Annotated in this window: 22 protein-coding genes; 18 read left to right on the top strand and 4 right to left on the bottom strand. The window is 48.5% G+C overall.

Annotation, left to right across the window (positions count from 1 at the left end; genetic code table 11):
* Nucleotides 1–37: 37 nt before the first annotated feature.
* From ybiX to AB3G37_RS00990, 3 genes are all read right to left on the bottom strand, one after another.
* Entirely contained in the window at nt 38–715 is a 678-nt protein-coding gene (gene ybiX / locus AB3G37_RS01000) for a PKHD-type hydroxylase YbiX (RefSeq protein WP_369789443.1), read from the bottom strand.
* 62 nt (nt 716–777) lie between these two features.
* On the bottom strand, nt 778–3,063 hold the full coding sequence (locus AB3G37_RS00995; RefSeq protein WP_369789442.1) for a catecholate siderophore receptor Fiu: 2,286 nt from the start codon (nt 3,061–3,063) through the stop codon (nt 778–780).
* Between the two features lie 302 nt (nt 3,064–3,365).
* Entirely contained in the window at nt 3,366–3,752 is a 387-nt protein-coding gene (locus tag AB3G37_RS00990; protein ID WP_369789441.1) for a VOC family protein, read from the bottom strand.
* A gap of 239 nt (nt 3,753–3,991) precedes the next feature.
* Here AB3G37_RS00990 and hipB point away from each other — a divergent pair, with 239 nt between their 5' ends.
* Complete coding sequence (hipB, locus tag AB3G37_RS00985; RefSeq protein WP_369789440.1) at nt 3,992–4,240, top strand: type II toxin-antitoxin system antitoxin HipB; 249 nt, start codon at nt 3,992–3,994, stop codon at nt 4,238–4,240.
* Complete coding sequence (locus AB3G37_RS00980; RefSeq protein ID WP_369789439.1) at nt 4,234–5,559, top strand: type II toxin-antitoxin system HipA family toxin; 1,326 nt, start codon at nt 4,234–4,236, stop codon at nt 5,557–5,559. Before hipB ends, AB3G37_RS00980 begins: the two co-directional genes overlap by 7 nt.
* Nucleotides 5,560–5,611: 52 nt before the next feature.
* On the opposite strand, the gene AB3G37_RS00975 is transcribed toward AB3G37_RS00980, so the two are convergent.
* Nucleotides 5,612–6,253, bottom strand: coding sequence for a hydrolase (locus tag AB3G37_RS00975; RefSeq protein ID WP_009635653.1), 642 nt, complete (start codon nt 6,251–6,253; stop codon nt 5,612–5,614).
* A gap of 357 nt (nt 6,254–6,610) precedes the next feature.
* Between AB3G37_RS00975 and AB3G37_RS00970 the strand changes: the two genes are divergently transcribed.
* From AB3G37_RS00970 to AB3G37_RS00895, 16 genes are all read left to right on the top strand, one after another.
* A complete protein-coding gene (locus tag AB3G37_RS00970) occupies nt 6,611–7,669 on the top strand; it encodes a dipeptidase (RefSeq protein WP_369789438.1) in 1,059 nt (352 codons plus the stop codon).
* A gap of 187 nt (nt 7,670–7,856) precedes the next feature.
* Nucleotides 7,857–7,934, top strand: a complete 78-nt coding sequence (gene pqqA / locus AB3G37_RS00965; protein WP_038328232.1) for a pyrroloquinoline quinone precursor peptide PqqA — start codon at nt 7,857–7,859, stop codon at nt 7,932–7,934.
* A 58-nt stretch (nt 7,935–7,992) separates the two neighbouring features.
* The gene (gene pqqB, locus AB3G37_RS00960) at nt 7,993–8,904 is read left to right on the top strand and encodes a pyrroloquinoline quinone biosynthesis protein PqqB (protein WP_009635651.1); all 912 of its coding nucleotides are present in this window, start codon (nt 7,993–7,995) and stop codon (nt 8,902–8,904) included.
* Between the two features lie 9 nt (nt 8,905–8,913).
* Complete coding sequence (gene pqqC, locus AB3G37_RS00955) at nt 8,914–9,681, top strand: pyrroloquinoline-quinone synthase PqqC (RefSeq protein WP_369789437.1); 768 nt, start codon at nt 8,914–8,916, stop codon at nt 9,679–9,681.
* 26 nt (nt 9,682–9,707) lie between these two features.
* On the top strand, nt 9,708–9,965 hold the full coding sequence (pqqD, locus tag AB3G37_RS00950) for a pyrroloquinoline quinone biosynthesis peptide chaperone PqqD (RefSeq protein ID WP_369790864.1): 258 nt from the start codon (nt 9,708–9,710) through the stop codon (nt 9,963–9,965).
* The gene (pqqE, locus tag AB3G37_RS00945) at nt 9,952–11,097 is read left to right on the top strand and encodes a pyrroloquinoline quinone biosynthesis protein PqqE (protein ID WP_009635648.1); all 1,146 of its coding nucleotides are present in this window, start codon (nt 9,952–9,954) and stop codon (nt 11,095–11,097) included. Before pqqD ends, pqqE begins: the two co-directional genes overlap by 14 nt.
* Complete coding sequence (gene pqqF, locus AB3G37_RS00940; protein ID WP_369789436.1) at nt 11,094–13,538, top strand: pyrroloquinoline quinone biosynthesis protein PqqF; 2,445 nt, start codon at nt 11,094–11,096, stop codon at nt 13,536–13,538. Before pqqE ends, pqqF begins: the two co-directional genes overlap by 4 nt.
* 273 nt (nt 13,539–13,811) lie before the next feature.
* Nucleotides 13,812–14,411 (top strand): NAD(P)H:quinone oxidoreductase, encoded by a 600-nt coding sequence (wrbA, locus tag AB3G37_RS00935; RefSeq protein ID WP_369789435.1) that lies wholly within the window; start codon nt 13,812–13,814, stop codon nt 14,409–14,411.
* Nucleotides 14,412–14,791: 380 nt separating this feature from the next.
* Complete coding sequence (locus AB3G37_RS00930; RefSeq protein WP_369789434.1) at nt 14,792–16,189, top strand: MFS transporter; 1,398 nt, start codon at nt 14,792–14,794, stop codon at nt 16,187–16,189.
* A 318-nt stretch (nt 16,190–16,507) separates the two neighbouring features.
* Nucleotides 16,508–17,215 (top strand): fimbria/pilus periplasmic chaperone, encoded by a 708-nt coding sequence (locus tag AB3G37_RS00925; RefSeq protein ID WP_369789433.1) that lies wholly within the window; start codon nt 16,508–16,510, stop codon nt 17,213–17,215.
* 154 nt (nt 17,216–17,369) lie between these two features.
* A complete protein-coding gene (locus AB3G37_RS00920) occupies nt 17,370–19,976 on the top strand; it encodes a fimbrial biogenesis usher protein (protein WP_369789432.1) in 2,607 nt (868 codons plus the stop codon).
* 69 nt (nt 19,977–20,045) lie between these two features.
* A complete protein-coding gene (locus AB3G37_RS00915) occupies nt 20,046–20,582 on the top strand; it encodes a fimbrial protein (protein WP_369789431.1) in 537 nt (178 codons plus the stop codon).
* Between the two features lie 93 nt (nt 20,583–20,675).
* Nucleotides 20,676–21,059: a hypothetical protein gene (locus AB3G37_RS00910; RefSeq protein ID WP_369789430.1), complete on the top strand. Its 384-nt coding sequence runs from the start codon at nt 20,676–20,678 to the stop codon at nt 21,057–21,059.
* Between the two features lie 42 nt (nt 21,060–21,101).
* Nucleotides 21,102–22,213 (top strand): IS3 family transposase gene (locus tag AB3G37_RS00905; protein WP_369788505.1). Its coding sequence is split into 2 segments (ribosomal slippage): nt 21,102–21,363 and nt 21,363–22,213, totalling 1,113 coding nucleotides; the frame shifts between segments, so codons are not numbered across the junction.
* A gap of 183 nt (nt 22,214–22,396) precedes the next feature.
* Nucleotides 22,397–22,762: a hypothetical protein gene (locus AB3G37_RS00900; RefSeq protein WP_369789429.1), complete on the top strand. Its 366-nt coding sequence runs from the start codon at nt 22,397–22,399 to the stop codon at nt 22,760–22,762.
* A gap of 108 nt (nt 22,763–22,870) precedes the next feature.
* The gene (locus tag AB3G37_RS00895; RefSeq protein ID WP_369789428.1) at nt 22,871–23,674 is read left to right on the top strand and encodes a hypothetical protein; all 804 of its coding nucleotides are present in this window, start codon (nt 22,871–22,873) and stop codon (nt 23,672–23,674) included.
* Nucleotides 23,675–23,683: the final 9 nt, after the last annotated feature.

The raw sequence follows: 23,683 nt of genomic DNA, 5'->3' as shown, positions 1-23,683 counted from the left end.
CCGGGGATTTTTTCTCCGGCTTTTTTATTTTCAAAAATTAAATCTCGGACCATTCACGCAGCAGGTTGTGATAGAGATTCAGCAGCGATAACACCTCTTCACTTTCGCCGTGGCGCGCTTTCAATGTCTGAATATTGCTGTCGAGTTCAAACAGCATGCCGCGCTTCTTGTCGTCACGGATCATCGATTGAATCCACATAAACGAGGCGACGCGGATACCCTGAGTGACCGGCGTAACGCAGTGCAGGCTGCTCGAGGGATAAAGGATTAAATCACCCGCCGCCAGCTTGACCGAATGCTGCCCGTAAGTGTCATTAACCACCAACTCCCCGCCTTCATAACTCTCTGGTTCACAAAGGAAAAGCGTGGCCGAGAGATCGGTACGCATCCAACCCGATTCGCCGTTGTTACGCACCGCGCCGTCAACGTGAAAGCCGTAGGTTTCATTTTGCTGATAGCGATTGAACAACGGAGCAGAAATATTGCGCGGCAAGGCAGCGGCAAAAAACAGCGGGCTATTTTGAAGTGCTTTTAATACCGTTGCCTGCAATCGCGGATAGACTTTGCTGCGCGTGTCAATTTGCTGATTATTCTTCACTTGCGCGCCCTGACTGCCCACGGTAGCGCGGCCATCAATCCACGGGGCTTTATCCAGTTCAAGGCTAAAAGCGGCCAGCTCATTAGAATTCAATACTGCCGGAATACGATACATCATGGTGTTTATCTCACATGAAATCGTGGGGCAAGAAGCCCCACGTTCACTTTTTAAAATCAGATTTAGAAATGCACGTTCGCTGTCAGCATAAACGTTCTTTCTTCACCCGGATGGTAGCGATAGCCGCTCTTGTTAATCGACGCAACGTAATCTTTGTTGAAGATATTATAAACGTTGAGCTGAAGATCCAGATTGCGGTTTACGCGATAACCGGCTTTCGCATCGGCTACCCAGTAGCCTTCTGTATAAGAAGGAGTGCCGACAGCGCCATCGGTTCCACGGCTCAAACCGCCGACGTAGCGCGCGCCGCCGCCCACCGACCAGTCATCGCTGACCTGATATTGGCTCCACAGGGTGAAGGCGTGTTTTGGCGTGTAAGGCAGAGAGGACGAGCCTTCAGCGGTCTCGACGGCACCCGATTTCACTGTCGCATGCTGCTGGGTATAACCCGCCATTACCTGCCAGTCCGGGGTAATATTTCCACTTGCCGACAGCTCGTAGCCCTCTACTCGCTTAGTGCCGTATTGGGAATAGGTGCCGTCGTCGTTGGCTTCCACGTCGTTTTCAATATTGGTACGGAACAGCGCGGCCGCCAGCTGCAAGCGCTTATCCAACACTTCCCACTTGGTGCCGACTTCTGTGGTCTTGGCTTTCTGTGGTTTAAAGTCGGTGCGATTGGCGCTATTGCCTGTGCCACCCGCAGCCAGAGCAAAAGTGCTGCCGCCCGGAGGCTGTTGCGAGATAGCGTAGTTGGCATAAACATTGCCGTTTTCAGTCAAGTGATACAGCGCGCCCAGCTTCCAGTTAACCAGATTGCCCGAGGTATTGGTGTCCACCGTGGTTATTGGAGTGTTTTTTGGAACGCCAGCCGGACAGGCGACGGCTCCACGACCGCTTGCACCGCAGGCAGTCGCGCTATCATAAGAGGTGTGATAGTTATCCAGTCGAATCCCGCCATTCACCTCAAATTTCTGTGTAATTTGCAGAGTATCGAAGGCGTAAATTCCAAAGGTGTCAGTAGTTCCGTTGGCGTTCGCGCCGTTGCGGGTCAGTCCACCGATAGAGATATCGCTGTTCGGATGGTAAATATTGACCGGCGGAGGTGTCAGCGCATTGACACCATAGTTGGTCTGTTCTTCACGAGTTAACTCGATACCGGCGCTGATATCATGGCCAATAGCTCCAGTCTTGAATTTGCTGGTGATATTCGTCTGGTTAGTCAGGATCTTGTTGCTGACATCTTTGGTGTTTGCCAGACGCCCGATTGACCATGAGTCAACATCGCTACTCGGACGAGTGATGTTCGAATCCGCCGCCATAAAGGCGCTCAGCAAGTAATCCTGCTTAATTTGCGACCAGCGAGTGGTGTTGCGAATAGTCGTGTTTTCCGAAAAATCGTGCTCGAAGCGCATTGTCACGGTATTCGTCGTCGAATCATCGTAATCCGAATCAGTACCGTAGAAATTATGGCTGTTGACCTTGCCGGAAGAGTTCAGCGCCGAAGTGGCGGCCGAAGGTGCGCCGTAGCTCGGCAATCCAATGGTCGGCACTCCGCCGTCTGGCGTATTGTGCTGGGTAACATGCAGATAGTTAAGATAAAGACGGTTGGCCGTTCCCAAGCCAAAGGCTATAGAAGGAGCTATCCCGTAGCGCTCGTTTTGCACTTTATCACGGCTGGCGTCATGGGTTTTTTCGCCCATCAGATTCAAACGAAACGCGGTGGTGTCATTGACCATCTGGTTATAGTCCAAAGTGCTGCGACGGAACCAGGCACTACCCACGGCGACCGAGGCATCCAGGCCGGTATCCATGCGTGGCTGTTTGCTGATCATATTGATTGAGCCGGTTGGCGCACTGCGACCGTAGTCACTGCCCGATGGCCCTTTAATCACTTCAACTTGTTCAGTGTTAAAGGTATCGCGCGACACACTGCCGATATCTCGAATGCCGTCGACATAAATGCTGTTTGAAGTATCAACGCCGCGCATGTAAACCGCATCTCCCGTTGAGGAGCTACCATTTTCACCGGCATAAAACGCGCCTACACCCGGAACGTTTTTCAGCGCATCGGTCAGATTGGTAACACCCTGATCGTTAAGCACCTGCTTCGGGATAACCGTGATGGTGCGCGTGGTATCAACCAGAGGACGGCTAAATTTCGGATCGGCAGATTGCCGAGTTGCATAAAGAGACGGGGCCTGAGCCTCAACAACCAGAGTATCTTCTTGTTTAGAATCACTATTACTAGCCGCCTGTGCAAAGCCTGGTGACGAGATGCCGATGCACAAACCTGTAAACAACGTCAGAGAATTGAAACTGCTAAAAGGTAAATTGGGGTTCTTTTCCATTTTTCGTTATTAGTTTTAAATTGTTAATTTATGCCTATCATGCAGATAACCGACTGCCTAAGAATTTTATTCCTCAGGAAAACAGTCGGTTATCGTATCTAATCATGATTCATTAAATGATAAGGATAATAGTTATCATTTATGTTCTTATTTTTATCACGAAAAGCAGACAAAAAAAATACATTCCTTTACGGTTTGCATACATTTAGAACATTTTGATGTATTAAGAGACTGAATTGGCAGGTTTTATCGGGATTGGGAAGTGTGAACTGAAGCCGATTTTGAACCGGCCCAGTAAACCGCTATGCGGAGATGAGGTTAGAAATTTCAATAAGATTACAATCGGGATCGCGGATATAAACCGATAATATAGCGCCTCGTGCGCCAGTGCGTTCAACGGGCCCCTCTTCGATAATTACACCCAATGCATTGATTTCATTGATTACTTCAGCTAATGGTGTCGAACTGATAAAACAGAGATCCGCAGAACCTGCCGTCGGCGCTTTGGCTTTAGGTTCAAATTCTTTGCCAAGCTGGTGAAGATTAATTTTTTGCTGCCCAAACGCCAACGCCTTGCGATCGCCTTTAAAGGTCACCACCTCAAATCCCAACACCTGCTGGTAAAATTCTATGCTGGTATCAATGTCAGCCACGGTAAGAACTAGATGATCTAGATTGTCGATTTTCACGTGCCTTTCCTCTTTTTACAGCAATAATGAGTTACTTTATTAACTTTTACCCGCCACAGGGGGTAATTAATAAAATACCCTCTTCAGGGGGTAAAACGATATTTACCCTCTCTAACGGGTAAGCTTGTTTATACCCGCTACAGGGGGTATTGTTTTATCTACAGACAACGCCCATCAAATCCTGCCATTAAATATAGCTAATCTTTATTCAGGGTACGGCGCTGCATTAAAGAGGCCCCATGAAAATTACATCCCCCAAACAGTTAGCTATTTATCTGAGAGACTTGAGAAAAACGCAGAAAATCAGTCAAACAGATTTGGCAAGCCGGGTAGGTATCAAGCAGGACACTATCTCGAAGTTCGAGCAAAATCCGGATACCACCAAAATCGAAACATTCTTCAAGATTTTGTCGGCATTGAATCTGGAACTGCATGTTGAATCAAAAGGTGAAAACAAACGCTCACAAGGGTGGACAGAAGAATGGTAACAAGCCGCCTGTCTGTTTATATGAATGGATTTTTTATAGGGACCCTGCTTCAGGAAAAAAATGGTGCGCACTCTTTTATTTACGCCCCATCGTGGTTAGAAACCACTGATGCACGCCCTATTTCACTCTCTCTTCCATTACGTTACGAAAAATATGATGGCGCAGAAGTGTATAATTTTTTTGATAATCTGCTGCCAGACAACCGCACTGTTCGAGAGCGTATAGCCGCTAAATATCACGCTAAATCAATGCAGCCTTTTGACCTCCTTTATGAGATCGGCAGGGATTGCGTCGGCGCTTTGCTATTGCTCCCAGAAGGTGAAGCACTTCCAGAACTGAAAATCATCAATGGGCGCAAACTAAGCGAATCTCAACTCGCTTCGATATTGGAGAGTTATAAAAGAGAGGCAATAGCCGATAAATACTCTGAAGATGACTTTCGAATTTCAATTGCAGGCGCGCAGGAAAAAACCGCTTTATTAAACTACAAAAAATCCTGGCAACTGCCTCAGGGCATTACACCTACCACGCATATTTTTAAGCTCCCGATGGGTACTATCCAAAGTCACAGCCATACCCTTGATCTTCGAGATAGCGTAGAGAATGAATGGTTGTGCATGCGAATCGCAAGAGCCTATGGACTGAATGCGGCAAACTGCGAAATGATAAAAGCAGGAGAGGTAAAAGCCCTAGCGGTAGAGCGTTTTGATCGGCGTTTTTCCACAGATCAATCTTGGATAATCAGGCTGCCACAAGAAGATTTCTGTCAGATTCAAGGTATTTCCTCGGCACAAAAATATGAAAGTGACGGCGGACCTGATATTGCCAATATTATGCAGCTATTGCTGGGTTCAGATAATGCAGAGCAAGATCGGATCTTCTTTATGAAATCCATTGTGCTGTTTTGGCTGCTGGCAGCTACCGATGGGCATGCTAAAAACTTTTCAATTTTCATTCGCCCTAATGGTGGCTACAGACTCACTCCACTTTATGACATTCTTTCTTGTTATCCGATGCTCGGCGGCACAGGCATGGCAAAGCAAGATATCCAGTTAGCAATGAGTCTTTCCTCGACCAAAAAGGGCAAGAAGTATCACTGGCAAACCATCTTCCCACGGCACTTTCTGGCAACGGCAAAGAAATGCGGATTTGACGAGCAAACTATGCGCGAAATAATGACTGAGTTCTTTGAAAGGACTCCCGGGGTATTGCTTCAGATTAGGGATGAACTTCCTGAAAATTTCCCTGAGAAAATCAGTAGCTCTATTCTTAATGGGATTGAGAAAAGCTATAAAAGATTGGGTAATCTGCCTGAATAAAGCGTTTTATTTTGCAGAGCCAATAACAAAAATTGGCTCCGCCAGAATTTTGTTAGGCCTTACGCGCCGGAGCTTTATGTACCATGGTGTAAGCGTAATCCACACCCATTCCGTATGCGCCGCTGTGCTCGCGAACCAGACTCATCACCGCGTCGTATGTCTCTTTTCGTGACCAGTCTCGCTGGTATTCCAACAATACCTGCTGCCAGGTTACTGGCACTGCGCCAGCCTGTACCATACGGTCAATTGAGCGCTCATGTGCATCCACGCTGGTGCCGCCAGAAGTATCAGTCACCACGTAAACTTCATAACCTTCGTTCATCGCCATTAATGCCGGGAAAGTCAGACAAACTTCAGTCCATAGCGCTGAAATAATCAGTTTCTTACGACCGGTGGCCTTCACTGCGTTAACAAAACCTTCGTCTTCCCATGAATTCATTGAGGTGCGCTCAATCGGTTTCACATCTGGATGAACCGCCAAAAGTTCAGGCCAGATATATCCGCTGAAACTTTCTGTTTCTACCGACGTGTAAATCACCGGCACGTTAAATACCTTGCCAGCTTTCGCCAGAGCAACGGTGTTATTTTTAAGCTGTTGACGATCGATATTCGCGACGCCAAAAGACATTTGTGGTTGATGGTCGATAAAAATCAGGGTTGAATTTTTTGGGTCAAGCAGTTCGAATTTGGACATTATATTTTTCCTTTCAGAGAGTATTGTTGAGTTATTAACTTGTGAAATTTAATTTGTTTTTTTGTTTCATCTTGCTGCTGGAATTAACAATAGGCGAGGTTGAATCAATCTGATAGCGGAAAGAATTTGCGATGTTGTTCAAAATTTTTTGACAGGTTAGATGATGAGAATAATGCTTTCTTTCAATCAATTACTCGGGGAAAAACATTTAATAAACTACTTGGGATTTCCATTACCTATTAATCAGACCCACAGAGCAGCATTTTTTATCGGGTGCGAAATAGCCACAATGCGGTATCATTTATTTCATGAATTTAAAGAAATTTCCTTAGCCCACTTCTTACGCTGACTATTCTCATGACCCTTAACGTGCACGCTCCGCTTCAGCCTGTTTTCGACGGTCACAATGACCTTTTGCTTCGCCTGTGGTTGAACGAGTCGCCAGATCCTGTCGCACAGTTTTTGGATGGCAAAACAGACGAAAAATCCAAGGGTCATCTGGACCTGCCGCGCATTAAGGCTGGCGGTTTTGCCGGAGGACTGTTTGCGGTGTTTATTCCCCCAGCCTCTTATATGCCACAGCTTAAGCCTAATGCCACGCCACAGCCGCACGATGCATTGGAAATTACTCATCAGCAAATCAACCTGTTGCAGCGTATCGAGCGCCAATCGGCGGGGCGGGCCAAAATCTGTCGCACAGTCAATGAAATTGAAAGCTGTATCGAGCAGGGCGTGCTGGCGATGGTGCTGCACATTGAAGGCGCGGAGGCGATCGACGTTTCGCTCGGCAATCTTGATGAGTTTTATCAGTTGGGGCTGCGCAGTATCGGGCCGCTGTGGAATCTACCAAATCAGTTTGGCGTCGGTGTGACCGGAGATTTTCCCGGCTCCCCCGACAGCGGCGATGGCCTGACGCTGGCTGGTTTAAGCCTGCTGCGCGCCTGCAATCGTAAAAAAATTCTGATTGATGTTTCGCACATGAATGAAAAGGCCTTTTGGCAGACCGCCCGCTTTAGCGATGCGCCTTTGGTTGCGACTCATTCCAATGCGCATGCGTTGTGCGCCCAACCGCGCAATTTGACGGATCGGCAGTTGGCGGCGATTGCGGAAAGCGACGGCTTTGTCGGGGTGAATTTCGGCAATGCCTTCCTGCGTGCCGACGGCAAACGTGACGCGGACACGCCGTTGGAAAAAATCATTCAACACATTGATTATCTTCTTGAAAAAGTAGGAGAAGACAATGTCGGGCTGGGATCTGACTTTGACGGAATCAGTGTACCGGAAGCGTTAGGCGATGTTAGCGGCCTGCCTTTGCTATTACAGGCAATGAAACAAGCCGGTTACAATAACGCGCTGATTGAGAAACTCGCCTGTCGCAACTGGTTAAAAGTTTTAAAGCAAACTTGGGGTGTTTAACCTCAAAAAGGGCAGATAGCGCGCTTTTTAAGCCATTCCCCTATACTTTACGTGGTTGATATCACTTTAGCTTAGGAGGAACATCTGCCGCGCCAAATTTTCAATATTTGACAACGAGCACTTCATCTGCCGGAATTATTATCGGCAAGATGAATTTTTTAACCTGCAACACCAAGAGGAGTCGACCATGACTACATGGACCAAACCTAAATTTGTAGATCTGCGCCTGGGCTTAGAAGTTACTCTGTACATCTCTAACCGCTAATCCCTCATGCCCGTAGTTCGCTGCGGGCATTTTTCCTTTTCCAACTCCTGGTCTACACATGCTGATTAACGTTCTTGGTTCCGCTGCGGGCGGTGGCTTCCCACAGTGGAACTGCAACTGCAACAACTGTCAGGGCGTGCGCAATGGCACCATGAAAACCTCGGCACGTACGCAATCCTCAATTGCTATCAGTGATGACGGTATTGATTGGGTGCTTTGTAACGCTTCTCCCGACGTCTGCCATCAAATTGCCGCCACGCCAGACTTGATAAAACACGGTGTGTTACGCGGCACTGCCATTGGCTCAATTATTCTTACGGATAGCCAGATTGATCACAGCGCCGGCTTGCTCAATTTGCGCGAAGGCTGTCCGCATCAGGTCTGGTGTACCCCTGAGGTTCATCAGGATCTGACCACCGGTTTTCCGGTGTTTACCATGCTTTCCCATTGGAACGGCGGCCTGGTTCATCATGCGATTGATCCTGATGAAGCCTTCTCGACTGCGGTTTGCCCGGCACTGAAATTTACTGCCATTCCATTATTAAGCAACGCCCCGCCGTATTCTGAATATCGCGGCAAGCCGCTGCCGGGCCACAATATTGCGCTGTTTATCGAAGATACCCGCACTGGTAAGACGCTGATGTATGCGCCCGGTCTCGGCGAACCCGATGACGCCCTGATGGGCTGGCTGAAAAAAGCCGACTGCCTGCTGATTGATGGAACTTTGTGGCGCGACAATGAGCTGGCTAACACTGGCGTCGGGCGCAATACCGGTAAAGATATGGGGCATCTGGCACTGGCCGAAAAGCAAGGCCTGATGGAGCTGCTTTCTTCGCTGCCTGCCGAGCGCAAGATCCTCATTCATATTAACAATACCAACCCAATTCTCGATGAATCTTCTGCTGAAAGGCAGGCTCTGAATGAGCAAGGTATCGAAGTCAGTTGGGACGGCATGCGCATTGAACTTTAGGAAACATAGATGAACTCATTTAATTCCTCGGCGACACTCATGACGCCACAAGAGTTTGAACAGGCCCTGCGCGCCAAAGGGGCTTATTATCATATTCACCACCCTTATCATATTGCGATGCACAATGGCCAGGCTACGCGTGAACAGATCCAGGGCTGGGTTGCCAATCGTTTCTATTATCAGACCAGTATTCCGATGAAAGATGCGGCGATCATGGCAAACTGCCCAGATGCGCAAACGCGTCGCAAATGGGTTCAGCGTATTCTCGACCACGACGGTCAAGGCGATAATGAAGGCGGAATTGAAGCCTGGTTGCAGCTGGGAGAGGCCGTGGGCCTTGACCGCGAAGTGCTGTTGTCAGAAAAAATGGTGCTTCCCGGCGTGCGTTTCGCGGTTGATGCCTACGTCAACTTTGCCCGTCGCGCCGTGTGGCAGGAAGCGGCCTGTAGCTCGCTGACCGAGCTGTTCGCGCCGCAAATTCATCAGTCTCGTCTCGACAGCTGGCCTAATCACTACACCTGGATCCAGCCAGAAGGTTATCACTACTTCCGTAGCCGCCTGAGTCAGGCAAATCGCGACGTCGAGCACGGTTTGGCGTTGGCACTGGAGTACTGTAATACCGTTGAGAAGCAGCAGCGTATGCTGGAAATCCTGCAGTTCAAGCTGGATATTCTATGGACCATGCTCGACTCAATGACCATGGCCTACGAGCTTGACCGCGCGCCTTACCACAGCGTAACGCAGCAGCCGGTGTGGCATAGAGGAAAGCTTCTGTGATCGAAATTAACGTCAATCAGGTGCCGATGTTCCGCCGTGGTTTCCGTTTACAGTGGGAACCGACTCAGAACAGCCACGTAATCCTTTACCCTGAAGGCATGGCAACACTCAACGAAAGCGCAGCGATGATTTTGGAAAACGTCGACGGTAGACGTCTGCTGTCTGAAATCATTGATGGGCTGAATCAACGCTTCCCGGAAGCCGGCGGCGTTGACGACGACGTAAAAGAGTTTTTTGCCCAAGCCTACGAACAAAAGTGGATAATTTTCCGTGAACCTGCCTAAACCTCAAGTCAAACCGCCGCTCTGGTTGCTGGCGGAGCTGACTTACCGTTGTCCGTTGCAGTGTCCCTACTGCTCCAACCCGCTTGATTTTGCCAAGCAGGAAAAAGAGCTGACCACCGAACAATGGATTACGGTGTTTGAACAGGCCCGCGAGATGGGCGCTGTACAGATAGGTTTTTCCGGCGGCGAACCGCTGGTGCGCAAGGATTTGCCTGAGCTTATCAAAGCGGCACGCGACCTCGGTTTTTATACCAACCTGATCACCTCAGGCATTGGTTTAACCGAGAAGAAAATCGATGCCTTCGCCGAAGCGGGTCTGGACCATATTCAGATCAGTTTCCAGGCAAGTGATGAAACGCTGAATGCTGCGCTGGCGGGTTCTGCCAAGGCTTTCCAGCAAAAACTGGACATGGCGAAAGCAGTGAAAGCCCACGGTTACCCGATGGTGCTTAACTTCGTGCTGCATCGCCATAACATTCACCAGATCGATAAAATTATCGAACTCAGCATTGAGCTAGAGGCCGACGATGTCGAGCTGGCAACCTGTCAGTTTTACGGCTGGGCGCAGCTTAATCGCGAAGGCCTGCTGCCGACTCGCCAACAAATCGCCGAAGCCGAAGCGGTGGTGGCCGACTACCGCGTCAAGATGGCCGACAAAGGTAATCTGGCCAATCTGCTGTTCGTGACGCCTGACTATTATGAAGAGCGTCCGAAAGGCTGCATGGGCGGCTGGGGGGCGATTTTCCTCAGCGTAACCCCGGAAGGCATGGCGCTACCATGTCACAGCGCGCGCCAGTTACCGGTCGAATTCCCGTCGGTGCTGGAGCAGTCGTTGCAAGACATCTGGTACAACTCGTTTGGTTTTAACAAATATCGCGGCTTTGACTGGATGCCGGAACCTTGCCGTTCCTGTTCTGAAAAAGAGAAAGACTTTGGTGGCTGCCGCTGCCAGGCGTTTATGCTGACAGGCAATGCCGACAATGCTGATCCGGTATGCTCGAAATCAGAACATCACGGGATGATTCTCCAAGCGCGTGAGCAAGCCAACTGCACCAATATTCAGGTCAATCAGCTGCAATTCCGCAATCGCAGAAACTCGCAACAATTGATCTTTAAAACGTCAGTATCATGATGCAACAACGGCTGACGCTGGCCAATGGCCTGCGGGTTATTCTTAACCACGATCCGCAGGCTTCACGCTCGGCCGTTCTGTTTAATCTGGCGGCGGGCAGCCATCACGAGCCAAAACAATGGCCCGGACTGGCCCATTTATTCGAGCACGTGGTGTTTTCCGGCAGCCGTGGCTATCAGGGTGAACAACGCCTGATGAGCTGGGCGCAGGCCGAGGGCGCGCGGCTAAACGCTACCACCTTACCGACCTCCACCGCCTGGTTTTTTGATATCACTGCCGCCAGGCTGGCAGACGGATTTGCCAGGCTGGCCGATATGTTAGCCTTTCCGCTGCTTTCGCTGGATGCAATCTCGCAGGAAACAGCAGTTATCGATGCCGAATTCCGCATGCTTAGCACCGATAACGACACGTTATGCGAAGCCGCACTTGGCGTCGCGTTTGAATCACCGCAGGCTTTGGCGCATTTTCACGTTGGTAATCTCGCCTATTTTGGCCAAGACATACAGGCACTTCAGCAGGCATTACGCGACTATCACCAGCGTTTTTTTCATGCCGATAATCTGACGTTGTGGCTCTCTGGTCCGCAGTCTTTTAAAGAATTAACCGCGCTGGCCGAGCAATACGGTAGAGTTTTCCCCGCTAGGGACAAGTCGTTACCGCCGGTCGTTGAGCCGCTCCGGCTGAAAAATCAACGCGCATTCGTATTGCAGCAAAGCGATAATTCACGGCTACATTTGACCTTTGCCTTGAAAAATACTCATCCACAGGGTCGGCAATCCTTCAGCCTGCTACGCCAGTTTTTCAGCGATGAAGCAGAAAAGAGTTTGCTGGCGATTCTGCGAACGTTAGGGTTATGCGACACTTTGAATCTTATGGTGCCGTACAGCAGCCAAAAAGATGCGATCGTCACCTTTGAGTTTATGCTCAACAGCGCACTGCAATCTTGCGCGGCACAGGTTGAGGGGCTATTTTTTCACTGGTTGGAGGCGTTATCGCAGGTCGGCGAATTAAATTTAAATCACTACGCCATGCTCGCTCAAAAGGCTTTCAACCGCTTAACTCCCGTGGATCGACTACGCGCCGATGCCTTCGGATTTCCGTCCATTACTGAGCCAAAAAATGACTTGCTGACGGGCTGGAATAACCTGCTGAGCCAGCTTAATACCGAAAATCTGACTCGCCTTTGGGTTGCGCCCGTAATCAATGCAGGCCTCCAAACGGTGCAAGGTTTTGACCTGCCTTTACAACCGATAACCTGGTTGGCCGACAGCAATATAAATGCACCAGAGCTGTTTTTTTATCCGCAGGATATCAATTTCTCAGCTAACAACATCATTCCAAATAACAACATCGCCATCCCAAGATTGCCTGAGAAACCGGTTATTTTGCCGTATCAACCGGGCAACAGCGACGAGGGTGTTTTAATCCTCGGTCCTGAGTTGGGTCATCCGCTCTCGCTGCGCTGGGGATATATTTTGCAGGCCAGCCTGCGCGCCATTATTGGACACAGCGCCCATCTTGGCGGCACGCTTTCATTTGAAAATATTCAAGGGCGATGGCTCTTGCAGTTAAGTGGTCGTCAGCAAGTGCTGATAAACACGCTTGAGGCAGTGATTGACCGCCTGAATGGATTACCCGAGGCGCTGATTGCCCAGGGTGAACGGCAATTTCAGCAGGCTAAACAAAGAATGCAAACCGATGTTGCTATTCGTTGCCTGCTCAAGGAGTTACCGCGTCTGCTGAGCGGCGAATCGCTGGCGGATGCCCCATCGCCTTCTCTGCCGGACATTGCCTGGCGGGCGGAGCTTTATGGCGGTGATGCCATTTTGCAAGCCCGCGTTTCGAGCCTGTTAAGCCGCTTCCCCGGAGCAATTAATGCAAAGGCTTTTTCCGCGCGCCTCCATAATCCGCCAGTGACAAAGCACACCTTCTCAACGACCAGCAAAGATGCCGCCGTGCTGCTGTTTTGCCCGCTGGTAGAGCAAACTGCCGTCTGCCATGCTGCATGGCGCATTCTGGCCTCACTTTTTGAGCCGCGTTTTTTCCAGCGTTTACGGGTTGAGCAGAATATTGGCTACGTAGTGACCTGCCGGTTTATGCTCTCAGCCGGAGAGTTTGGATTGCTGTTTGCCGTGCAGTCACCTACCCATTCCGTTGAGCAGATAATCAGCGAGATCAGACGATTTATCGGCGATATGAATGAAATAATTGTCGATCTCCCGCAAAGGCTGTTCACGGAAAAATGTGCCGATCTGTTGCGCAGTCTTGAGGTTAAGAACTCAGACAGCATTGAGCAAGCCCGAGAACATTGGCTGAGCCAGCATGCCTACGCCCCCGCACTTACCGCAAAGGCGATATCAAGCCTTACACGAGAACAGCTAATTACTTTTTACCAACAGCTAAATCAAGGGGTTAATCCATGGTGGGTGCTGAATAATTAATGTAAAACAAACTGTTTATAGCCCGCCATTGGCTTCAAATCAGTCTTGGTTGCTTCAATCTTCCTCTCTCACTCTTCCTCAACTGGTTCAATAAAACTGACCGAAGCGGTCAAAAGTTTGTGGTTGTTATGTAACCAATTAGGGGTGAGGATGTAATCTTTAACGCATCAACAACCCAAAGTTGTGGAGCTTAACGTGGGATTACTGAGTCATTTCTTCGCAAAGTTATTGGGTACTGATACCAAACCTACGCCCCTAAAAGAGGAACCAAAGATGACTAAAGTTTTAGTACTTTATCATTCAATGTATGGTCACATTGAAACCATGGCGCAGAACGTTGCAGAAGGTGCAAAAAGTGTTGCAGGCGTTGAAGTTACGCTGAAACGTGTACCAGAAGTAATGGATGCAGAGTCTTTTGCGGCGGCTGGCGGCAAGAGCGATCAGGCAGCCCCGATTGCCGATCCGTCAGAGCTGGCTGATTACGATGCTATCATCATCGGTACTCCGACTCGCTTCGGTAACATGTCCGGTCAGACGCGCAACTTCCTCGACCGCACTGGCGGCCTGTGGGCAAAAGGCGCGTTAGTCGGCAAAGTTGCCAGCGTCTTTACCTCGACCGGCACTGGCGGCGGCCAGGAAATGACCATTACGTCAACCTGGACCACACTGGCACACCACGGGATGATCATTGTGCCAATCGGTTATAGCTCACCGGAGTTGTTCGATATTTCTCAAGTTGGCGGCGGCACACCTTACGGTGCTTCAACCATTGCTGGCGGTGACGGCTCTCGTCAGCCGGATGCTCGTGAATTGACTATTGCCCGCCATCAAGGTCAGTATGTGGCACAAATTGCGGCCAAGCTTAAAGCATAATATCTGTTATGCTCAGGCGAGGCACCTATTCCGCCTGAGCATAAATATCTTTCCTTTTATCTCCCTTTTTAAAGACTCGATAAAATACCGCGCATTAAGTTAATTCTTCCCTTTCTGAATATCTCCAGGATCTAAATCACAGAATAACAACGCCAACTCAGCATCTTGCAGTTTTTTTAAAATACTGTGGGCGAAATCAAAGCCTGCTGTGTGCTTTCACAAATATTACTTATTTATTTCCGCTAATTCTCGACATCAGCCCAATGCCTGCCTCATTTAGCCCTTCTATATTTGATAGGTCAGAATATTTTTAGAGCAATATTATTCTGTCCCTACCGCTCTAATCGGTTGATAACTCAAATAGATAAAAGGGAAAGAAGATGACATTGTCAAAAAACAGTCCCGAGAAGAAATCCTATGTCCGCATCGGTATCCTGATGATGATCTTGTTTTTGTCGGTGGTAGCCTACGCTGACCGCTCTATTCTCTCTATTTCAGGGTCGGCAATTAAGGACGAATTCGGACTCAGTTCCATTCAATTAGGCTTTATTCTTTCGGCCTTTAGCTGGGCCTATGTCATAGGGCAAATTCCCGGCGGGCTGTTTCTCGATCGCTACGGCGCCAAACGAGTTTATGGCATCACGCTGGTACTGTGGTCACTATCAACGCTGGCAATGGGTTTTGTCGGCGAGTTTGAAAAAGGCGTTGCGGGGGCGATTTTTATTATGTTTAGCCTGCGCTTCCTGCTGGGCCTGATTGAAGCACCAAGTTTTCCGGCCAATGCTCGCGTCACCATTATGTGGTTTCCAAGAGCAGAACGCGGCAGAGCCTCCTCACTGTTTGCCTCATCGCAATATTTCGCCGTCGCTATTTTCTCGCCGCTTTCCGGCTGGCTGGTCTCAGAGTTTGGCTGGCAGTGGCCGTTCTTTGTATTAGGGATAATCGGCGTAGGAGCTTTCGTAGTGTGGATGTTTTTCATGCGCGAACCACGTCATCACCCATTAGTTTCAAAGCAGGAGCTGGATCATATTATCGATGGCGGCGGGTTGGTTGATATCGATTCTGTGCACGAACGTAAGGCTAAATCGCGATTATCGCGTGCGACAATCAACGGTTTGTTAACCAGCAGAATGCTGTGGTGCGCCTACCTCGGCCAGTACTGCATTATTGCGCTAAGTTATTTCTTTATTACCTGGTTCCCGATTTATCTGGTTCAGGCGCGCGGCATGGATATATTACACGCCGGTTTTGCGACTGTGGCACCCGCATTATGCGGTTTTGCCGGTGGCATATTTGGCGGCTATATTTCTGATTATCTACTTCTCAAAGGCTGGTCACTGTCATGGGCGCGTAAAACGCCTTATATCGTCGGAATGGTAATGGCTGCAACATTAATAGGCGCTGCGGTGATCGACAGCAATGTGTGGATTGTCGCCATCATGTCCTTTGCGTTCTTTGGTAAAGGCGTGGCCGCCGGTGCCGGAACCTGGACAGTGATCAGCGATACCGCGCCAAAAGAAGCGGTGGGGCTGGCTGGAGCAATATTTAACTGCGTCGGCAACGTCGCCGGTATTGTTACGCCGATTATGTTTGGTTATATCGTCGCCATTACCGGTAATTACAGTATGGGCCTGCTGTTTGTCGGCGCGCACTGTATTCTCGGTGCGCTGCTGTTCCTGTTCGTCATGGGGCCAATTGAACGATTCAAAAAAGATCAGAACGATACCTCTCAATCTTCAGTACACACTTTCAATTCAGGACATCAGGCGCATCACTAATATTTCGGGCATTCACAAGTTTCACTCCAAAAGCCAGACGCCAAAAACGTCTGGCTTTTTTATTTTCATTAAACCCCATTAAATAAAATTAATCCCAGCCTGATTTTTTATAATTAACTTTCACTAAACCAACAAAGATAAAAGTAACATTAGTTAAATCATCTTATTAGTTAATAATATTCCCAGACTTGTCAGGATGATCTCAGACACAAATATACATACACTCCCTCGTAATAATTTCAAGCGATATATAAAAATCATAAAATTTTTATTGAAATAATTATATCCATTAATAATAACCATTCTGACGGCAGAACTATGAACTTATCTCATGTTAAAAACAAAGCAACCTTAGTTTTCATACTATCGGCAATGCTTGCCCCTCTTTACGCTCAGGCAGAAGGCGGATTATCAATTCAAGGCACGCGCATTGTCTATCCACAGGGCAGTAAGCAGGTCAGCATTTCAATGACGAATTCGTCAGCCACAGAATCATTTCTGGTGCAGTCTCGCGTTGAAGATGCCGCCGGCAAGAAAACTCAAGATTTTATCGTCACTCCGCCGCTATACCTGAGCGGTCCGAAAAATGAAAACGTGGTAAGAATAATCCACGTAGGCAAGGCGTTGCCAAGCGATCGCGAGTCGCTTTATTACTTTATTGAAAAAGCTATCCCTTCTCTGGATAAATCCAAAGTCACTGGCGGCAGCGTTCTTTTGCTGGTGACCGCCAACCGGATAAAATTATTTGTTCGCCCAAAAGGGTTAACACAAGACGTTAATACAGCACCACAAAGTTTACATTTTCATAAAATTGGCAACACCTTGCATATATCAAATCCTTCTCCTTATTACCTCACAATAACGGAAATGAAATACGATAATAAAGATATTCCAGGGATCATGGTTGCACCAAAAGAACAGGCCACACTGGCTCTGCCTGCTGGTAACGCCCAACAAATAACCTATCGAACAATTAATGATTTTGGTGGCAACACCGACATCATTAACAAAAAAATTGATCAATAATTAAGATATTTATTATTTAAATTTAATTAACTTTACCCGACTAGCGGCCTATTCCCTTAATAAGGAAGAGACGCCTGTTTCCATATAATATAAAAGAAAATAGCAGCACATGAATAAATCATACCCACACTTAGGTAGAAAAAATTTATCCGTAATGCCTAAAAGGTTTCTGAGTATAAGACCCCTGGCTCTTTTCTTACTGACACTTTTTTCAACCCGCGCTAACGCCGGACTTTATTTCGATCCCGCCATGTTGGATGCGAATAATGCTCAACCAGTGGCTGACCTGACGCGATTCGAACAGCCCGGTGCCCAGCTGCCCGGTGTTTATCAGGTGGATATTTTTCTCAACGGCAACCAGGCATCGACCCGCAAAATGCGTTTTGTCTCTTTACCCACTGTCGATGTGCTGCAGCATTTTTCGCCGCCGTTGCCTCATGATAATACGGGATTAATGGCCTGTCTGACCAAAGCAGATCTTGAGCTGCTCAAGGTCAATACCCCCTTATTCCCCGCGCTTGAAGCCTTACCTCAGGACTCTTGTGTAACACCAGGAGCCTATATTCCACAGGCGTTCACCGCGTTCGACTTTCAGAAGATGCGTTTGGACATCAGCATTCCGCAGGCAGCGATGAAAAATCTGCCGCAAGGTTGGATCCCGCCTGAACGCTGGGATGAAGGCGTCAATGCTGCACTGCTAAGTTATCGCTTTAATGGCAGCACCAATCACGGCCGCTACGGTAATAGCAGCAGCAATTATTTGAGCCTTAACAGCGGCTTAAACCTTGGAGCCTGGCGACTGCGTGACAACAGTAACTGGACCGGTTACCAAAGCCGCCTCGGTAACAGCAGCCGCTGGCAGCACCTTGATACCTATGCTCAACGCACGATTATCCCCCTACGCAGCGAACTGACCTTGGGGGATAGCTTTACTGGCAGCGATGTATTTAATTCATTGTCTTTTCGCGGCGTCAGGCTTGCGAGTAATGACGACATGTATCCTGACACTCAGCGCGGATTTGCCCCGTCAGTCAAAGGCGTCGCGCGCAGCAATGCCCGGGTCGAGATCCGCCAGAACGGTAATATTATTTATCAGACCTTTGTTGCGCCAGGGGCCTTTGATATCAATGACCTGTATTCAATGTCTTCAGGTGGCGATCTTGATGTCACAGTGACCGAAGCCGACGGTAGCATCAATCATTTTTTAGTGCCTTATTCCTCGGTGCCGATGCTCCAGCGTGACGGCCATTTGCGCTATACCCTCACTGCCGGGCGCTATCACAACAGCAGCGATCGTTACTTAAGCCCTGACTTTGCTCAGGCCACACTACTGTGGGGGCTGCCGCACAACATGACTGTCTATGGCGGCGTGCAGCTGGCAGAGCGTTATCAGGCCGCCGCTGTAGGTGCGGGCATGAATATGGGCGACTGGGGCGCAATTTCCGCCGACGTCACTCAGGCCAACAGTACTCTCATTGATGGCAGTAAGCATCAGGGCCAATCGGTGCGTTTCCTCTATGGCCGATCGCTGGTTTCTACTGGCACCACGCTGCAACTGGCCGGTTACCGCTATTCCACTCAAGGCTTTCACACGCTCGATGAAACTGCGCTGAAAGCCATGTCCGGCTGGCGCTACGACTATGATCGCGTGGGTCTCGACGGCCTGCCGGTTAAACGCCCTTATAGCGACTATTACAACCTTTACAACAGCCGACGCGCCAGTCTTGAGGCCAATATCTCACAGACACTAGGGGATTTTGGCTCGATATATATTACTGCGACCCACCAGACTTACTGGAACAAATCCGCCGCGACCCGTGCCCTGCGAGGTGGCTTTAGCAGCACTTTCGGCCAGGTAAGCTATAGCCTTTCAGTGAGTTATAACCGCACCAGTGGTCAGCCGGATGCGGATAAAACGGTGTTCCTTTCAATGTCAGTGCCGTTGGATGCCTGGCTGCCGCACGGCGACAGCACCTCGCAACATCACCCAATGTGGGCCAACTTCAACACAAACCGTAACAGTGACGGCAGCTTCACCCATCAGGCGGGGCTTAGCGGCAATGCGCTGGAGGAGAATAATCTCAGCTGGAATGTGTCGCAGGGGTATGACCGCCACGGCGGCAATAGCGGCAATGCCGGGCTGGATTACAGCGGGACTTATGGCGATGCCAGCACCGGTTACAGTTACGGCCGCGACCATCGACAGATAAGTTACGGCCTCTCCGGCGGCGCGGTGTTGCATCGCAATGGACTGACTTTCGGGCAATATTTAGGCCGCACCAATGTACTGGTCGCCGCACCGGGTGCAAACGGCATTGGCATTGAAAACGGCACGGGTCTGCATACCGACTGGCGTGGTTACACCGTGGTGCCTTACGCCAGTGATTATCGCGAAAACCGCGTGGCGCTGGATATAAACCAGCTGGATGACCATACCGATCTCGACAACGTGGTCGCTAACGTGGTGCCCACCGAGGGCGCAATCGTTCGCGCTGATTTCAAGGCTCGCACCGGCATTCGCACTCTGATGACCCTCACTTATAACGGCCAGCCGTTGCCGTTTGGCAGCACGATTTCCAGCGCCGATAGCGTCAGTCTGGTGGGCGACGATGGCGTGGTTTATCTCACCGGCCTTGCCTTGACCGGCACCCTCAACGCCCAGTGGGGCGAAGCTGCCAACCAGCGCTGCATTGCGAAATACGCCCTGCCGGAAAATGCCCTGCAGCAGTCGATGGCCCGCGCTCAGGCGGTGTGCCGTTAACTCGAACCTATTTTACCTACGTAGCCGGATGACCGGCTGCTTTTCACTCAATCAATGAGAAATCTACACATGTCATTTAACATCAAAAAAACCTCTGTATTAAGCGTTGCCACCGCAGCTTTATTAGCAACCTGCTGGGGCGCTCAAGCGGCGGGTAATATAGCCGCAATCACCGTTAGCGCCGAGGTCAGTGAAAGTACCTGTCAGTTAACTTCACCCGATAACACTTTACCATTAGGCAGTTACAGCAGCGCCGCCTTTGGAAAAAAAGCTGGGAAGGACTTAGGTGCAAAAGAATTTTCATTGGAGTTGCACGATTGCGGTACTGCAGTTAAAACTGCTCATGTCAATGTCGACGGAGAAGTTGATCCTGTTGATGCAACCGCTTTTAAAAACACGTTCAAAAACGGTGCTTCAGGTGTGGCTGTCGTTATCGAAGGGGGAACACCTCTTGCAAAAATAATTCCTAAAAGCAAAGCTGATTACACTCTTGCCAAGACTGAAAGCCAATCGCTTAAATTTAACGCAAAATTAATCTCTACATCGGCTACTGTCACCCCAGGTAAAATCGAAGCACCTATTACCTTCACAGTTACTTATAATTAAATCAATTTTTAGCAACTAAACACATCTAATTTTTACACTCAGGGTTCAGTCATTGAGCCCTGAAAAATTAATAAAGGTAAGGGTAATCCCCCCATGATAATTAAAAAAAAGATTATTAAAAATTTAAAACATCTTATTAAATTGACATTAATGAGCTTGGCTTTATTAGGGATTTGCAGCCCTGCAATCGCAACACCGACCCATGACATTCAACAAAGTGCTTTGAACAATGACATGACTATCCCGCACGGTGTGGAAACGCCTAACATGCCAAGAGTAGTTACTTTTCAGATGCATGCTGAAGTAGTCAACGCGGGGTCTGATCCAAACTTTCAAGAGAGTTTTACTCGTCTGAAAAATTGCATAAAACTCAAGAACGCTAATATCGTATGGGTCAATGAAAATTTTAATACAGATAGAATTAGTGACTTTAGTCAATTTGTAAGCATCCCTCTTAACCGAACCATTCACTTTTAGAGATCTTCCGGCATACTGATTATGTCCCCTGAGGAGATCGCCATGCGTAAGATTCGATTCACCGAACACCAGATCATCGCCGTTCTTAAGTCTGTCGAAGCCGGACGAACCGTCAAAGATGTCTGCCGCGAGGCCGCTATTTCAGAAGCCAGCTATTACAACTGGAAGGCGAAATATGGCGGGATGGAAGCCGCTGATATCAAAAAGATCAAAGATCTTGAAGACGAGAATCGTCGTCTGAAGCAGATGTTTGCCGATCTGAGTCTGGAATGCCGGGCGCTGAAAGACGTCATCGAAAAAAAGCTTTAAAACCAGCGGTAAAGCGTGAGCTCGTCAACTATCTGACCGCGCAGTTTTCGATGAGCTTACGCCAGGCATGCAGGACGTTATCGCTGAGCAGGACGGTGTTTCGTTATCAACCGGATACACGACGTGATGAAGCAGTGATCCAGAGCCTGACTGAGGCGGCTGAACGCTACCCTCGCTACGGATTTAAGAAGCTTTTTCAGGTGCTTCGCAGGCAGGGGCACGTCTGGAATCACAAGCGGGTACACCGGATTTACTGTCTGTTAAAACTGAATTTTCGTCGCAAGGGTAAACAACGCCTGCCGGTGCGCAATCCGGCTCCGCTGGCAACGCCGGAAGCGCTCAATCAAAGCTGGTCCATCGATTTTATGCACGACGCGCTGACATGTGGCCGACGTTTTCGGACTTTCAATGTCGTCGATGATTTTAACCGTGAAGCTCTGGCTATCGAAATTGACCTGAATATCCCGGCACAGCGTGTCGTGCGGGTGCTGGACAGGATAGCGGCAAATCGTGGATATCCGCTGAAGATGCGAATGGATAACGGACCGGAACTGATATCACTGGCTCTGGCGCAATGGGCCGAAGAGCATGGCGTGATGCTGGAATTTATCAAGCCGGGTAAGCCAACACAGAACGCGTTTATAGAAAGGTTTAACCGAACGTACCGGACCGAAATACTGGATTTTTATCTGTTCAGAACGCTGAATGAAGCACGGGAAATCACAGAGCGCTGGCTGACGGAATACAACAGCGAGCGGCCTCATGAATCCCTGAATAACCTGACGCCGGAAGAATACCGGCTGATAGCTGAAAAACCGGAACTCTCAAAAAGTGCGTGGAACTAAAACAGGTATGCTTACAAATTGACTCCAAAGCATGACCTTTCCTCTCTCACGGAATTTTACGGAGGTACACTCCAAGGAGTAATAGTTAATGACTGCAAGTCTGACGAGGATATAGAACTTAGAGTATGGGTGCAAAGCCAGGATGCTGAGACGGGTGTACAGACATTTATAGCCTGGAAAGCCATGGATATTCATTTAGATAGCGCGAAAAAATGCTGGATGAATGTTCCTTCCAATATTGACTTCGGTAAAATCTCTCCAGGGGGAACCGCAACTCAGACACTGAGCATTTTGAATAATACCCCCAGCGCTGGCGGATATCTTCAAATAACTTCTCGTGATTTAATTTCTGGGGGAGTTTTGCAACTTGGAGGTTCCGATCAACTCACAGTGACTACCGACAGCGCACACTTTAGTGCAAACCAATGGAACTACACATCAGCTTCTATTCCCTATCAAGATGATTTACCACTCACATTGAAAGTGTCTAAAAACGCAAAACCTGGTACATACCACTCTCTTCTTAACGCCACACTAAGTTGTCCTTGACCTTTCATTGCCCATTCTCCATTACGCATCTCGGCGCACTCTCAGCCAGGGAGTGAGGTGCGTTAGTTCATATCTGCGTTGCTAACAAAATATAAGGATATATTTACAATGAAATTTATTGCACTTAATGGCAACCATACTATCAAGTTTTTTATCTTATTTTTAATTTCCACAAATTTAATATTTATATCTCAGACACTGGCTGCCGAGATGTTTATTGGCGGAACAAGTACAACTAAAATAAATGAGGAAGAAACCCTATCCAGCCTAATTATAACGGGGGATTACAAATACTTCTTAAATAAATTGTCTGTACGTGAAGATTGCATTTCATTAAAAAACGTCATTTTATACTGGAATAGCCCAGGGAATTTCAAAAATCAGTATATAAGAAATTTTGGACCCGAGAATAGTCATTGGAACAGTCCTCAAATACCCAATGAGCGTGTACAATATCGTATTAAACTCACAGGGGATATTGTTAATAATTGCAAATTTCCGCAATATTTATCCCTGGATGTCTCGATGATTTTCAAGGGACATGAAAATGATAGAAAAAGCATCTTTGCTAAAACGGTTACTCTACCCTCACCAGAAATATGCTCTGCCGAACTAACGCCTGATATTATTGCATTTGGCAGCGTCTCGCCAGGCCGTAGCTATTTACAAAGAATTAAATACAAGGGCAACGGCAGTGTCGCAATCACCTCGTCTTCAATGAAAAACGGCCATTTGCTGATGAATGATTCTGAAGACATGAATGTCAATGCACCTTCAGAGTTTGTCTCCGCTAATAACTCATGGCAAACCGACCCGCGTCGTGGCGATATTCCTTTGACTTTATACGTCGGCAAATCAGCCAAGGCAGGAAAATACCAGTCAAACCTGACTGCCACACTCACTTGCCCATGACCTTTTATC

It is taken from the genome of Rouxiella sp. WC2420 (assembly GCF_041200025.1).
In the GTDB taxonomy this organism is placed as follows: domain Bacteria; phylum Pseudomonadota; class Gammaproteobacteria; order Enterobacterales; family Enterobacteriaceae; genus Rouxiella.
This window is presented reverse-complemented; position numbering and strand designations above follow the sequence as displayed.